Genomic DNA, 14,084 nt, shown 5'->3' with positions numbered 1-14,084 from the left:
TCCCTGTTCAGGCACAGACCGCGTTCTCCAGCACGAGCGGGCGCGATCGTTGCTCTTCTATATCCTTTGTTCCGATGACAAGCATATCACCACAAAGCCGCAGCACGGCGCCCTCGATCAGTCCGCGATCGAACAATTGCCGTGCACATTCCGCGCCAGATTCCAGCGCGGTCGCGACCTCATTGTGAGACAGCTCGCCGACATCGCGGGTCACGAGACGCGCGCCCAGATCGCTGTCGGGCTGAATTTCGTTCGCAGGCATTCGGATGATGGCGGGATGCCCGGGCAGATCGACGGCATTGGCGATGACAGTCGCGGCCGCATCGGCCTGCGAGGCCGTTGCCGCCAGCACCGTGACGGCGTCCGCGATCCCGAGCGAAAAGCTGCGGCCGTGGCGTCCGCTGGTCGCAATCCCGCGCACGGGATCATCTGAATCGACCCTCATCGCGCGCATCACGCCGTCGCGGTCCGGCCGGTCCATCAGGCCGACGGCAAAATGCTCGCCCTTGCCGAGATGCAGCGCGATGTCGCCGCCGTTGTTGACGTAGGCCCGATCGAGCGTCGCGGCACCCAGCATTGCCCCCAGGATCTCCTCCGCCACGCTGCCGGCCACCGCGGCCATCGGCGTGATGAAGCAATCGGCGGCATAGGGCGCGACAGCGGCGTGCATGCGGCGCGCGACAGCGCCCTTCAGCGAGGTTTTCTCTTCGGCCGCCCCGCGCAATTCAGGCAGTTCCGCACAGAGCTCGTCGAGCAATCCGGTGAACCGGTGCGCCGCGGCGTCATAAGCCGCACGCACTGCATCCGTGCGCCCCCTCGCCTCGACGATCAGATCAATCGGACCATCCTGCAAATGCAGCCGCCGGCCATCAGACAGCAATGCGATTTGCGGGAGCCTCGTCATGCCCGGGGTCCCGGAATCGGGTTCTGCCAGGGCAGCTGCCGGACATCTTCGCCGTTCTGCACCTCGGCAAGCGGTTTGACGTAATCCATGTGTCCGCCGAGCGCGGCGTAGTCCGTCAGCTTCATCGTGAACTCGATCGGCGCAACCAGCGCCGGCGTCGGCACGTAGCCGAACGCGCCCGCCGGCATCTGCGTGACGTCGACCATGTAGGTGATGCCGCCGCCCGGCCAGACATAGACCGGCGCGCCGCCGCTGGTGACGCGGGTCAGCGCATCCTTCACCGAGCGCGTCAGCCGCACCGGATTGTCGGTGACACCGGCGCGCAACGAGCCGCCCGCGCCCGCCATGAACAGCACCGTGCACAGCGCCGGCTCGCAATTCTCCTGGATGCGCTCGACGGAGAATTTCAGATCGGCGGGCATCTCGGTCTCGACCGGATTCAAGGCCTCGTCGAGCACGTAATAGGACGAATGCTCGCCGGTCGTGGAGACCATCAACATGGTCAGCCCGGCCTTCGCCTCCTTCTTGTCGAACGGCCCGAGGATCGAGAGCGGATCGGAAATGTTGGTGCCGCCCCAGCCCGTGCCGGGATCGGCCACCTGGAAGTAGCGGCCGGGCGTCGAGCGACGCCCCTTCATCTTGATGCCGGTGTCGGCGATGTCGAGCAGCTTGCCGGCCTGGTGCTCGCTCAGCACGCCGGTGATGTGATCGTCGACCACGACGACCTCGTCGACCTTGCCGTGCCATTGCTTGGCAAACATGCCGATCGTCGCCGAGCCGCAGCCGACGCGCATGCGCTCTTCCTTCACGCCGTTGACGATCGGCGGCTGGCCGGCCTGCACCACCACCGTGGCGCCGCCGTCGATGGTCAGCTCCACCGCCTTGCAATTGGCGAGGTCCATCAGCGTGTCGCAGGTGACCCGGCCCTCCTTCTTGGAGCCGCCGGTCAGGTGATGCACGCCGCCGAGCGACAGCATCTGCGAGCCGTATTCGCTGGTGGTGACATGGCCGACGGCCTCGCCTTGCGCGCGCACGGTCGCGGTCTCCGGGCCGAGATAGCGGTCGGTGTCGATCTTCACCTTGATGCCGCAATAGGAGAAGATGCCCTCGGTGACCACGGTCACCATGTCGACGCCGTCGACTTCTGCTGAGACGATGAACGGCGCCGGCTTGTAGTCGGGATAGGTCGTGCCCGCGCCGATCGCGGTGACGAAGGTCGAGGGTTCGTGGACGATCTTGCCGTCCCAGTCTTCCGTGCGACTGAACGGAACGAGCTTGCCGCCATGCGAGACGGTACGCTCCAGGATCACATGCGGATCGACGCGGACGAGCTTGCCGTCGTGGTTGGCATAGCGGTCGCAGGCGCCCGCCGCGCCCGGCTTGATGTAGCACATCACCGGACAGGCATCGCAGCGGATCTTGTCGGTGGCGGCGCTCGTTGTTTCCATCACCATGTCGAAAGCCAGCGGAGACGTCGTTATCATTCGCATACGAACGATGTTGCGCGCGGTCCCCTACGCCTGTCAAGCGGCGGTGCAGCGCAAAAGATGTGGCTGCCGCATAAAACCTCATTTGCCTATCGGCTCTGTCCACAAAGAAGGCACTCGCGCTGCAGTGCGGCATGCACGGCTTGCACGTTTGTGTACAAACGGTATCGTCGCGGCGTAGAATTTTTACGACTGCATCGTGTTGGGCTTGGAAACGAGGATGACGCAAACACCGATCCGCCTCACCGTGAACGGCAGGATCCACGAGGTCACTGCAGAGCGCCAGACGCCGCTGCTCTATGTGCTGCGCAACGACCTCGCGCTCAACGGCCCGAAATATGGTTGCGGTCTCGGCGAATGCGGCACCTGTACTGTCCTGATCGACGGCGCCGCGGCGCGCTCCTGCGTGATTCCGATTGGCGGCTGCGCCGGCCGCGACATCGTGACGCTCGAAGGCCTCGGCACCCGTGACAAGCCTGATGTCGTGCAGCAGGCCTTCATTGATGAGCAGGCCGCGCAATGCGGCTATTGCCTCAACGGCATGATCATGACCACCAAGGCGCTGCTTGCGCAGAACCCGCGTCCGACCGAGCAGGAGGCGCTGGCGGCGCTGCGCTACAATCTCTGCCGCTGCGGCACGCATGTCGAAATCCTGCGCGCGGTGATGCGCGCATCGGGCCAGCTCGCCGAGGCCGCAGGTTGATGGCCTCCCCTGCTTCGAACGGAGCTGAGCGCCCATCGGGTTCGCTCGTCGTCGCCCGCAGCGTGGACGAGGTCACATCCGAGACCTTCATCCGCATCACCGCGGACGGCTCGGTCACCGCCTATAACGGCCATGTCGATCTCGGCACCGGAATCCGCACCGCGCTCGGCCAGATCGTCGCCGAAGAGCTCGACGTCTCGTTTGCGCGCGTCGTCGTGGTGCTCGGCGACACATCGGTGGTGCCGAACCAGGGCGCGACGATCGCCAGCGAAACCATCCAGATCACCGCCGTGCCCCTGCGCAAGGCCGCGGCGCAGGCCAGGCACTTCCTGATCGCACGCGCGGCCGAACGGCTGGAGCTGCCGGTGGCCGACCTCAAGATCGAGGACGGCCTCGTGCGCGGCCACGACAACCGCAGTGTCAGCTATGGCGAGCTGATCGGCGGCGACGAGATCCGGCTCGAGCTCGAAGACGATGTCACTGTGAAGCCCGTCGGTGATTATGCCATCGTCGGCCACTCCGTCCCGCGTGTCGACCTGCCGGCCAAGGCCACGGGCGAATTGACCTTCGTGCACGACATCCGCGTGCCCGGCATGCTGCACGGCCGCGTGGTGCGTCCGCCCTATGCCGGCGTCGACGCCGGCCCGTTCGTCGGCACCAGCCTGCTCGCGGTCGATCAATCCTCGGTGCGCGACATTCCCGGCATCGTCGCCGTCGTCCACATCGGCGATTTCGTCGGAATCGTTGCCGAGCGCGAGGAGAATGCGATCCGCGCGGCGGAGCAGCTCGCGGTGAGCTGGAAGCCGATGCCAACGCTGACCGATCTCGCGGATGTCGAGACCGCACTGCGCGCCAATCCGTCGACACCGCGCACGCTGATCGACAAGGGCGAGGTCGATAAGGCGATTGCTAGCGCGGCCAAGCCGATGCAGCGCACCTACGTCTGGCCGTATCAGATGCACGCCTCGATCGGCCCCTCATGCGCGGTCGCCGATTTCCAGGACGGCAATATCCGCGTCTGGTCCGGCACGCAGAATCCGCACGTTCTGCGCAGCGACCTTGCCCTGCTGATCGAGCGTCCCGAGAGCGAGATCGAGGTGATCCGGCTGGAGGCCGCCGGGTGTTACGGCCGCAATTGCGCCGACGACGTCACCGCCGACGCCCTGCTGCTGTCGCGCGCCGTCGGCCGGCCCGTGCGCGTGCAGCTGACGCGCGAGCAGGAGCATGCCTGGGAGCCCAAGGGCACCGCGCAGCTCATCGACGTCAATGGCGGGCTCGACTCGGAAGGCGGCATCGCCGGTTACGATCTCGCGACGCGCTATCCCTCGAACGCCGCGCCAACGCTGGCGCTGCTGCTGACCGGTCGCATCTCGCCCGATCCCGCCGTGCTCCAGATGGGCGACCGCACCGCGATCCCGCCTTACGATTACGACCACATGCGCGTCGTCGCCCACGACATGGCGCCGATCGTGCGCGCCTCCTGGTTTCGCGGCGTCTCGGCGTTGCCGAACACCTTTGCCCATGAATCCTATATCGACGAGGCCGCGACCGAGGCCGGCGTCGATCCGATCGCATATCGCCTGCGCTATCTCAAAGACCCGCGCGCCGTCGATCTCGTCAACGCGGTGGCCGAGCGCGCGGGCTGGACGCCGCGCCCGGTTCGCGAGGAGAAGGACGGCGAGGTCGTGCACGGGCGCGGCTTTGCCTATGCGCTCTATGTCCACAGCAAGTTTCCCGGCTATGGCGCGGCGTGGTCGGCGTGGGTCACAGACGTCGCGGTGAACAAGACCACCGGCGACGTCAGCGTGACGCGCGTTGTCGCCGGGCAGGACTCCGGGTTGATGATCAATCCGGACGGCGTGCGCCACCAGATCCACGGCAACGTCATCCAGGCCACCAGCCGCGCGCTGATGGAGGAGGTCTCGTTCGAGCGCGGCGCGGTGGCGGCGCGCGAATGGGGCGCCTATCCGATCATCCCCTTCCCCGACGTGCCCAAAATCGACGTCTTGTTGCTGCCGCGGCAGGACCAGCCGCCGCTCGGCGTCGGCGAGTCCGCTTCCGTGCCGAGCGCAGCTGCGATTGCCAATGCGATCTTCGATGCGACCGGCGTCCGCTTCCGCGAGCCGCCGTTCACGCCGGAACGCATCCTGAGGGGACTGCACGGTGAAACATCGCCCGCACCGCAGTCCCTGCCCGCACCCGCTACGCAGCCGTCGTCGCGCATCTGGCAAAATCCGTTCGCCAAGCGCGCCGGCATCTTCACGACCGTTGCGGCCGTCTGCACCGCCGCAATAGGAATCGGCGCCGCGTTTCTGCCCGGCCGTGCCATCGCGCCGATCGCGCGGCCCGATGCATCGGTCTATTCCGCCGCGACGATCGCGCGTGGCCAAGAGCTCGCAGCGCTCGGCAATTGCGCGGAGTGCCATACCAGCTTCAATGGCGTGCTCAACGCCGGCGGCCGTGCGCTTCAGACGCCGTTCGGCACGATCTATTCAACCAACATCACGCCTGATGTGGACACCGGCATCGGCGCCTGGTCCTATCCCGCGTTCGAGCGCGCGATGCGCGATGGCTTGCATCGCGACGGCCGCCAGCTCTACCCCGCGTTTCCCTACCCGCATTTTGCCAGGACCAGCGACGCCGACATGCAGGCGCTCTATGCCTACCTGATGGCCCAGCCCGCGGTGCGCGCGCCGGCGCCCGCCAATACGCTCGCCTTCCCGTTCAATCTCCGCCCGCTGCTCGCGGGCTGGAACGCACTGTTCCATCGGACGGCGGAGCTCAAGCCCGATCCCGCCAAATCCGAGGCCTGGAATCGCGGCGCCTATCTCGTCGAGAGCCTCGGTCATTGCAGCGCCTGCCATTCGCCGCGCAACGCGCTCGGCGCCGAGCAGCGCAATGCCTATCTTGCCGGCGGCTTTGCCGAGGGCTGGGAAGCGCCGCCGTTGACCTCGCTCTCGCACGCGCCGATCCCGTGGAACGAGGACGAGCTTTACGCCTATTTGCGCACCGGCAATTCGCGCTATCACGGCGTCGCCGCCGGCCCGATGGCCCCAATCGTCAGGGACCTCAAGGCCCTGCCCGACCAGGACATCCGTGCGATGGCGGTCTATCTCAACTCGTTCAACGACAGCGCAGCCGAGACGCCGGACGCGCTTGCGGCACGGCTAGAGAGCGCGACGCAGGTCACCGTCGCCGCCTCCACCGGCGCACGCCTCTATCAAGGCGCCTGCGCGGTGTGCCACGAGGTCGGCGGCCTGCCGCTGTTCGGCAGCCGCCCCTCGCTCGCGCTCAACAGCAATCTGCACAGCGCGACATCGGACAATCTCGTGCAGGTGATCCTGCACGGCATCACCGAGCCGGTCTCGAGCGATCTCGGCTACATGCCGGCGTTCAGGAACAGCATGAGCGACGCCCAGGTCGAGGAGCTCGTCACCTTCCTGCGCCGGCAGTTCGCGCCGGACAAACCGGCCTGGACCGGCGTGCGCGAGACGATCGCACGCGTGCGAGCGTCAGCGCACTAGGGCGATACGAAGAAAGGCGTGGCACGAGGCTCGCCTGCGGCCATCCTTCGAGACGCCCGCCTATGGCGGGCCCTCAGGATGAGGGCGCGTTTTGCAGCGAGATATCAGACCCTCATGGTGAGGAGCCCGCCAAAGCGGGCGTCTCGAACCATGCAGGCCGATCTCGCTCGGCACGCCCAATGTCGTGTGCGACAGGGAGGGAACGGAGAGAGCGATGCTGTCGGCAAGATTGCTCTAACCGTGCTTCTTCGCCTCCACCGGCGGCGTGCCGTGAGTGTGGAAGGACTCGATCGTCTTCAATCCCCAGGCCTGGCCCTTCTTGCGCTCCTCCTCGGTCCACACGATCGGCTTCCAGTCGGGCGCGAGGATCAGGCGCGCCCCGGCATTGGCGACCTCGACGCGGTTGCCGCCGGGCTCGTAGACGTAGAGGAAGAAGGTCTGCTGGATCGCGTGCTTGTGCGGGCCGGTCTCGATATGCACGCCATTCTCCAGGAAGATGTCGGCGGCGCGAAGGATCTCCTCGCGGCTGTCGAGCGCGTAGGTGACGTGGTGGAAGCGGCCCGGCACGCCGGAATGGTCCAGCGAATAGGCAAAGTCGTAGCTCTTGTTCGACATCGTCAGCCACATCGCCGCCTCGCGGCCATCATTGAGCACGATCTGCTCGGTGAGCCGGCAGCCGAGATAGTTTTCGAAGAACTCGCGGTTGGCCTTGATGTCGACGGCAAGGCAATTGAGGTGATCGAGGCGACGCACATTGACGCCGCGGGCGGGAAAGCGCTGCGCCTGGTTCTTCAGTGCGGGCTTCAGCTCCGGCGGCGCCTGGTACCACTCGGTCTCGTAATAGAGCTCGACGATGTGCCCATCAGGGTCGCGGCAGCGGAAGGTCGGCCCCTGCCCCATGTCGCCGTCGATCCAGCCGATGTCGAAGCCGGATCCTTTCAGCGCCGCAACACGGCGCTCCAGCGCCTGCTGGCTGCGCGCGCGCAGCGCCATGTGCTCCATGCCTGACGTCTTCGACGCCGTCAGCTTGAGCGAATAGCGCTCGTAATCGTCCCAGCCGCGCAGATAGACGGACTCGCCCTTCTGCCCGCTGACGGTCATCCCCATCACGTCGACGAAGAATTTCAGGCTCTCGTCGGGCTTCGGCGTCAGCAGTTCCATATGGCCGAGATGGGCGAGATCGAGGATCGGTTCGGGCTGCATGATTTCCTCCAGGGCTGGTCCAGTAAGGCGTGGCCGCTTCCGCCTGACCGACGGCTCGATTGAGACACAACGACGCCCGCCTCTGCGCGGCAGCGATGGTTACGATTTCATTTGTACTAATGTACAAATGATTAGGTCCCGTCAACAAATCAACCGCCACGCCCCGTTGCGAATGGCTCCCGTCCGCTCGCTTGGGTTCGGACGGAGCGCGGCCTGCCCGGATGGTAAAATCTTCCTTAAGACCGCCTTCGCCCCCGGCGGGCCTCGAAATGCAGCATTTTCCTGGCGTTTCCACCCACAAATATCCATTAGCGACAAAGCTCCCGACCGAATTACCGCAGATTTAACGGAGCGGGCGCGCCCGTCGTTTAACCGTTTGTCCAGCGACGGCCGCGCATAGTCTGGAACAAATTCCTCGCTCTTGCCGGGTTGATTCATCGTGACATCCTTTGGACGCGTGATTTCGGTACGTGGATCGCTCGCCCGGGTCGGGCTTCTGGCGACCAGCCAGATGCCGATCTCGGAGGTTCGGGCCACCGTCGGCCGCTTCGTCAGCATTCGCTGCGCCAGCTCGGTCATCGTCGCGATGATCACCGAGGTCTCCTGCGAGAATTTGTCGAGCACGGACAATTACATCGCGATCGCCTCGGTCGACCTGCTCGGCGAAATCCTCAACGCCGCCGACAAGGCCAAATTCCAGCGCGGCGTCACCAATTATCCGACCATCGGAGATGCGGTCGAGCTGATCACCAGCCAGGAGCTGCGCACGATCTACGCGCCGACCGGATCGGACCAGATCAATGTCGGCTTCCTCCAGCAGGACCGCTCCGTCATCGCCTATGTCGACGTCGAGGAAATGCTGTCCAAGCATTTTGCGGTGCTCGGCTCGACCGGCGTCGGCAAATCGACCGGCGTCTCGCTGCTGCTCAACGAGATCCTGAAGGCGCGGCCGAACCTGCGCATCTTCCTGCTCGACGTCCACAACGAATATGGCCGCTGCTTCGGCGACCGCGCGCTGGTGCTGAACCCGCGGAACCTGAAGCTGCCGTTCTGGCTGTTCAATTTCGAGGAAATCGTCGACGTGCTGTTCGCGGGCCGCCCCGGCGTGCCGGAGGAGCTCGATATCCTCGCCGAGGTGATCCCGCTCGCCAAGGGCGTCTACACCCAGTACCAGAACGCCGACCGTATCGGCCTGAAGCGCATCGATCCCAAGCAGGTCGGCTACACCGTCGACACGCCGGTGCCGTACCGCCTCGTCGATCTGTTGTCGCTGATCGACGAGCGCATGGGCAAGCTGGAGAACCGCTCTTCGCGCATCATCTATCACAAGCTGATCTCGCGCATCGAAGCGGTGCGCAACGACCCGCGCTACGCCTTCATGTTCGACAACGCCAATGTCGGCGGCGACACCATGGCCGAGGTCATCAGCCATCTGTTCCGCCTGCCGGCGAACGGCAAGCCGATGACGGTGATGCAGCTCGCGGGCTTCCCGGCGGAAGTCATCGATTCCGTCGTCTCGGTGCTGTGCCGCATGGCCTTCGATTTCGGCCTGTGGAGCGACGGCGTCTCGCCGCTGCTGTTCGTCTGCGAGGAAGCGCACCGCTACGCTTCCGCCGACCGCAATGTCGGCTTCGGCCCGACCCGCAAGGCGGTGTCGCGCATCGCCAAGGAAGGCCGCAAATACGGCGTCTATCTCGGGCTGATCACCCAGCGCCCGGCCGAGCTCGACGCCACCATCATCTCCCAGTGCAACACACTGTTCACGATGCGTCTTGCCAACGATCGCGACCAGGCGCTGCTGCGCGCCGCTGTATCGGACGCGGCCGCGAACCTCTTGTCCTTCGTTCCCTCGCTCGGCACCCGCGAGGTGCTGGCGTTCGGTGAAGGCGTCGCGTTGCCGACCCGATTGCGCTTCAAGGAGGTGCCTCCACACCAATTGCCGCGCGGCGAAGCCACCATCAGCAGCGTACCGTCGGTCACCGCCGGTCACGACATGCATTTCGTCGGCGCCGTGCTCGAACGCTGGCGCGGCGCCACCTCGCAGCGCGATTCCTCTCCGAACGATCCGGTGTTCTCGGCCCCGCCCACGAAGACGATGTCCAGCCTCGAAGCCCCGATGCTGCAGCCCTCGATGGGACTCGATCCCGACCGCTTCTCGCTGCTGAAGAAGCCGCTGCGGTAAGGCTCTGGTGTCCCGGACGCGCTGCAACGCCCTTAGCGTTGCCGCGCAGAGCCGGGACCCACGCCGCACGCACCATTCCTGTTGAAATTCTGGGCCCCGGCTCTGCAGCGCACCGCTGAAGAGGCGCTGCGCTGCGTCCGGGGCACAAGAGCCGCACATTGAGGCGGTAGCCCGCATCGACTATGTTGCCGGCCCCAAGCCGGAATCCATGCCTATGACAAAAACCGCCGCGCAACGCTTCCCCGCTCCCGCCCTCGACACGCTTCCCGAGGACATCCGCACCCGCCTGCTCGCCGTGCAGGAAAAAAGCGGCTTCGTGCCGAACGTGTTCCTCACTTTGGCCTACCGCCCCGATGAGTTCCGCGCGTTCTTCGCCTATCACGACGCGCTGATGGAGAAGGACGGTGGCCTGACGAAAGCCGAGCGCGAGATGATCGTGGTGGCGACGTCCGCCGCCAACCAGTGCCAGTATTGCGTGATCGCCCATGGCGCGATCCTGCGCATCCGCGCCAAGAATCCGCTGATCGCCGACCAGGTCGCGGTGAACTACCGCAAGGCCGACATCACGCCGCGCCAGAAGGCGATGCTCGATTTCGCGATGAAGGTCTCGGTCGATGCGCAGCGCGTCTGCGAGGAGGATTTCGCCGCGCTTCAACCGCACGGCTTCAGCGACGACGACATCTGGGACATCGCCGCGATCGCCGCGTTCTTCGCGCTGTCGAACCGGCTGGCGAATTTCACGGGCATGCGGCCGAACGAGGAGTTCTATCTGATGGGACGCCTGCCGAAGAAATGAAAGAGCAATGACCGTGCTGGACTGGCCCGAGATCCTTCTGCGCCTCGGCGTCGCCACGCTCGCAGGCTGCGCCATCGGCCTCAATCGTGACCTGCACGGCAAGCCGATCGGGCTGAAGACGCTCGGCATCGTCGGGCTCTCGACCGCAACCGTCGTATTGCTGGCCGTGCAGTTCGCCGAGGCCGGCAAGATCACCGATGCGGCGAGCCGCGTCATCCAGGGCATCCTCACCGGCATCGGCTTCCTCGGTGCCGGCGTCATCGTCCACGAAAGCGAGAGGTTTCGCGTCCGCGGCCTGACCAGTGCCGCCTACACCTTCCTCGCCGCCTGTCTCGGCATCGCCTGCGGCGTCGGCGAGTGGCCGATCGTCGGCACGGCGCTGACGCTGGCCTTCCTGATCCTCACCGTCGGCAACCGCACCGAGCACTGGCTGCACCGGATGCTCGGTGGCAGGCACGAGACGCACGAAACCAATGCGCCGCCGAAGCCGGGCCCTCCGGGTGTGAACTAGAATCGCAGCCGCCGCGTCCACAGCGGCTTCAGCAGTTCGAGCACCGTCAGCAGCAGCAATCCCGCGCCGAGCGTGATCAACAGATCATCGGCATGCAGCGGACCAAAGCGGAACAGGCTGGAGGCCGGCGGCCAGAGCAGCGCGGTGGCGAGAACGGCGGCGACCGCCGCGAAGATCCAGGCCAGCGCCGGGTTCGGCCGGAAGAAGGCCGACACGAACGAGGCGCTGAAGGACCGGTTGACGAGGACCAGCGCGACGAAGCAAACCACGAGCGTCACGAAGGCGAGCGCCCTCGCCTCGTCGGCGACAAGGCCGGAGCGCGGTGCGCCAACGAACATGGTGGCGGTCAGGACGAACGCGAGCGCGCCCTGAAGAACGCTCCAGCCGACCAAGGCCCACGAGAACAGCTCGGCGTCGGCCCGTCTCGGCGGGCGCGTCATCGCATCGCGCTCGTCGCGCTCCGCCTCGAACACCAGCGAGCACACGGGGTCGATGATCAGCTCCAGAAACGCGATATGCACCGGACTGAAGATCAGCGGCAGCCCGAACACCAGCGGCAACAGCGCAAGTCCGGCGATCGGGACGTGAACGGCGAAGATGAAGGCCATCGCCTTGCGCAGATTGTCATAGATGCGGCGCCCCAGGCGAATGGCCGAAACGATCGAGCCGAAATCGTCGTCGAGCAGGACGATCGACGACGCCTCTCGCGCGACGTCGGTGCCGCGCCCGCCCATCGCGATGCCGATGTGGGCGGCCTTGAGCGATGGCGCGTCGTTGACGCCGTCGCCGGTCATCGCCACGATCTCGCCGTTGGCCTTCATCGCCTGGACGATGCGCAGCTTCTGTTCCGGAAGGACCCGCGCGAACACGCTGACCTGCCTGACGCGCTGTGCAAGCTCCGGATCATCCGCCAGCCTGACCTGATCGCCGGTCATGACATCCTGGACGTCGAGGCCGGCGTGGCTCGCAATGGCAACCGCCGTTGCCGGATAATCGCCCGTGATCATGACGACGCGAATCCCGGCCGCACGGCATTCGCGAACCGCCTCCGGCACATGGGGCCGCAGCGGATCGGCAAGCCCGACCAGGCCGACAAATCGAAACGCGAACGCCTGTTGTGACTGCGGGAGCGAGCTGTCATCGCAGACGGCAACGGCGACGCCCAGCACCCGAAGCCCGTCCTTCGCCATCGCGCTGGCGGCATCCCGCACCGACTCCTGATCGGCATCGTTCAGCCTGCACAGGCGCGCAACCGCCTCGGGCGCACCCTTGGCGCATGCGACGAGGTCGGCCCGCCCGGCTGTCCGCCAGACCTGGGTCATGGCCAGCAGCTCGGGGCGCAGACCGTAGGTGTGCAGCAGCGTCCGCTCGCCATCCATCGCATCGCCGTCCCGCAAGGCTTCTTGCGCGAACAGGTGCAGCGCCTTCTCCATCGGATCGAACGGTTCCGGAGAGCTCGCCAGGGCGCCGCAGCGCGCCAGCTCGACAAATTCCGGCCTGGCGCGATCCTCTCCGGCCGCAAGGCGCATCCGCGCCCCATCGGGCAGCCGCAGCTCGGCGACGGACATGCGGTTCTGCGTCAGTGTCCCGGTCTTGTCGGTGCACAGGACGGTCGCGGACCCCAAAACCTCGATGGCGGCGGCGCGCCGTGTCAGCACGCGGGCTTGCGAGATCCGCCACGCTCCCATCGCCATGAAGACCGTGAGCACGACGCCGAATTCTTCCGGAAGCATCGACATGCCGATGGCGATGCCTGCGAGCAGCGCCTGCAGCCAATCCCCGCGCAAGACGCCATAGAGCGCGACGGCGGCCAGGCTGACCACGGCGCCGCCGAGGAAGCAGAGCCGCACCAGCCTTGCAGTTTGTTGCTGCAGCCGCGGCGGCTCGGCCTGCAAGCCGCGCAGCGACAATCCGATCTTCCCGATCTCGCTGCGCGGGCCGGTCGCCTCGACCAGCGCCAGCCCCTCGCCGCGCACGACGAGCGAGCCGGAATACACGAAGGGCTGATCCTCGCCGCCGGGCCGGTGATCCACTGCTGCGATCCTGTCCGCGGCCTGCTTGCGGACGGGCACGGACTCGCCGGTCAGCAGGGACTCGTCGATCTGCAGATCGCGGGCATCCACGAGCGCGGCATCGGCGGGAACCCGATCGCCTTCGCCGAGGACGAGGAGATCGCCGCGCACGACCTCCCGGCCGGGAATTCGCCGGCGCGCGCCGTCCCGCACCACGAGCGCACGCGGGCTGGTGAGGTCGCGCAGGGCGTCCAGCACGCGCTCGGTCCGGGTCTCCTGCACCACCGTGATTACGATGGACATCGCACCAAAGGCCAGGAGGATCAGCGCTTCCTTGAGATCGCCCAGCACGAGATAGATCAGCCCGCCGCAAAGCAGCAGCAGGAGCATCGGCTCGCGCAGCACTTCCACGACGATGCGCAAGGGGCTGCGCCGCTCGGGTCGCGGCAGCTCGTTGGCGCCGTCCTTTTCCAGCCGCGCCTTCGCCCCGGCCTCGCTCAGTCCGGCCGGTCGCGCGCCCGCCTTGCCGCTCACGTCTTCCGCCGCAGGCTCCAGAGACTCCCGGCGAGCAGGACGGCGGTCACGAGCAGGATGGCGACGAAGGTCTGGATGATGGTGAAGTTGAGCGCATCCCGCGCGACGAACAGCGCGGTGATGGCTCCGGCGAGAACGAACAGAATGCGAAGGATCAGGCTCATCGTGGCGTCTCCAGGTCGGCATGATCCGGAGTCCATTTGCCTACGCGGGAGCGCAACGCTGGTT

The 14,084-nt window shown here is 66.3% G+C and carries 10 protein-coding genes; 5 read left to right on the top strand and 5 right to left on the bottom strand.

What is annotated here, in order from left to right:
- Nucleotides 1–7: 7 nt before the first annotated feature.
- On the bottom strand, nucleotides 8–904 hold the full coding sequence (locus ACVJ19_RS25905) for a UPF0280 family protein (protein WP_453951929.1): 897 nt from the start codon (nucleotides 902–904) through the stop codon (nucleotides 8–10).
- Nucleotides 901–2,358 carry a 6-hydroxynicotinate reductase gene (locus tag ACVJ19_RS25900; RefSeq protein WP_453951928.1) on the bottom strand — a complete coding sequence of 486 codons (1,458 nt, stop codon included), beginning with the start codon at nucleotides 2,356–2,358 and terminating at the stop codon, nucleotides 901–903. The genes ACVJ19_RS25905 and ACVJ19_RS25900 overlap by 4 nt, the downstream gene beginning before the upstream one ends.
- A 253-nt stretch (nucleotides 2,359–2,611) precedes the next feature.
- On the opposite strand from ACVJ19_RS25900, the gene ACVJ19_RS25895 reads away from it, so the two are divergent.
- Nucleotides 2,612–3,094, top strand: coding sequence for a (2Fe-2S)-binding protein (locus ACVJ19_RS25895; protein WP_453951927.1), 483 nt, complete (start codon nucleotides 2,612–2,614; stop codon nucleotides 3,092–3,094).
- Nucleotides 3,094–6,618, top strand: a complete 3,525-nt coding sequence (locus ACVJ19_RS25890; protein ID WP_453951926.1) for a molybdopterin cofactor-binding domain-containing protein — start codon at nucleotides 3,094–3,096, stop codon at nucleotides 6,616–6,618. The genes ACVJ19_RS25895 and ACVJ19_RS25890 overlap by 1 nt, the downstream gene beginning before the upstream one ends.
- Before the next feature lie 234 nt (nucleotides 6,619–6,852).
- Here ACVJ19_RS25890 and ACVJ19_RS25885 read toward each other — a convergent pair whose 3' ends face one another.
- The gene (locus tag ACVJ19_RS25885) at nucleotides 6,853–7,821 is read right to left on the bottom strand and encodes a catechol 2,3-dioxygenase (protein ID WP_453951925.1); all 969 of its coding nucleotides are present in this window, start codon (nucleotides 7,819–7,821) and stop codon (nucleotides 6,853–6,855) included.
- 439 nt (nucleotides 7,822–8,260) lie between these two features.
- Between ACVJ19_RS25885 and ACVJ19_RS25880 the strand changes: the two genes are divergently transcribed.
- The 3 genes from ACVJ19_RS25880 (at nucleotide 8,261) to ACVJ19_RS25870 (ending at nucleotide 11,310) form a co-directional block, all read left to right on the top strand.
- On the top strand, nucleotides 8,261–10,003 hold the full coding sequence (locus ACVJ19_RS25880; RefSeq protein WP_453951924.1) for an ATP-binding protein: 1,743 nt from the start codon (nucleotides 8,261–8,263) through the stop codon (nucleotides 10,001–10,003).
- Between the two features lie 214 nt (nucleotides 10,004–10,217).
- Nucleotides 10,218–10,799, top strand: a complete 582-nt coding sequence (locus tag ACVJ19_RS25875; RefSeq protein ID WP_453955209.1) for a peroxidase-related enzyme — start codon at nucleotides 10,218–10,220, stop codon at nucleotides 10,797–10,799.
- A 7-nt stretch (nucleotides 10,800–10,806) separates the two neighbouring features.
- Nucleotides 10,807–11,310, top strand: coding sequence for an MgtC/SapB family protein (locus ACVJ19_RS25870; RefSeq protein ID WP_453951923.1), 504 nt, complete (start codon nucleotides 10,807–10,809; stop codon nucleotides 11,308–11,310).
- On the opposite strand, the gene ACVJ19_RS25865 is transcribed toward ACVJ19_RS25870, so the two are convergent.
- Nucleotides 11,307–13,856 (bottom strand): HAD-IC family P-type ATPase, encoded by a 2,550-nt coding sequence (locus tag ACVJ19_RS25865; protein WP_453951922.1) that lies wholly within the window; start codon nucleotides 13,854–13,856, stop codon nucleotides 11,307–11,309. The genes ACVJ19_RS25870 and ACVJ19_RS25865 overlap by 4 nt on opposite strands.
- Entirely contained in the window at nucleotides 13,853–14,020 is a 168-nt protein-coding gene (locus ACVJ19_RS25860; protein WP_165405372.1) for a hypothetical protein, read from the bottom strand. Before ACVJ19_RS25860 ends, ACVJ19_RS25865 begins: the two co-directional genes overlap by 4 nt.
- Between the last annotated feature and the right edge of the window lie 64 nt (nucleotides 14,021–14,084).

The organism is Bradyrhizobium sp. USDA 376 (genome assembly GCF_054063675.1).
Note: the sequence above shows the minus strand (reverse complement) of the source record. Positions and strands in the feature narration are given on the sequence as shown.

Bases quoted from the DNA above. Each gene is read 5' to 3' on its own strand.
- ACVJ19_RS25905 (WP_453951929.1), bottom strand. From the start codon at position 904: ATGACGAGGCTCCCGCAAATCGCATTGCTGTCTGATGGCCGGCGGCTG.
- ACVJ19_RS25895 (WP_453951927.1), top strand. From the start codon at position 2,612: ATGACGCAAACACCGATCCGCCTCACCGTGAACGGCAGGATCCACGAG.
- ACVJ19_RS25870 (WP_453951923.1), top strand. From the start codon at position 10,807: ATGACCGTGCTGGACTGGCCCGAGATCCTTCTGCGCCTCGGCGTCGCC.
- ACVJ19_RS25885 (WP_453951925.1), bottom strand. From the start codon at position 7,821: ATGCAGCCCGAACCGATCCTCGATCTCGCCCATCTCGGCCATATGGAA.
- ACVJ19_RS25890 (WP_453951926.1), top strand. From the start codon at position 3,094: ATGGCCTCCCCTGCTTCGAACGGAGCTGAGCGCCCATCGGGTTCGCTC.
- ACVJ19_RS25875 (WP_453955209.1), top strand. From the start codon at position 10,218: ATGACAAAAACCGCCGCGCAACGCTTCCCCGCTCCCGCCCTCGACACG.
- ACVJ19_RS25860 (WP_165405372.1), bottom strand. From the start codon at position 14,020: ATGAGCCTGATCCTTCGCATTCTGTTCGTTCTCGCCGGAGCCATCACC.
- ACVJ19_RS25900 (WP_453951928.1), bottom strand. From the start codon at position 2,358: ATGGTGATGGAAACAACGAGCGCCGCCACCGACAAGATCCGCTGCGAT.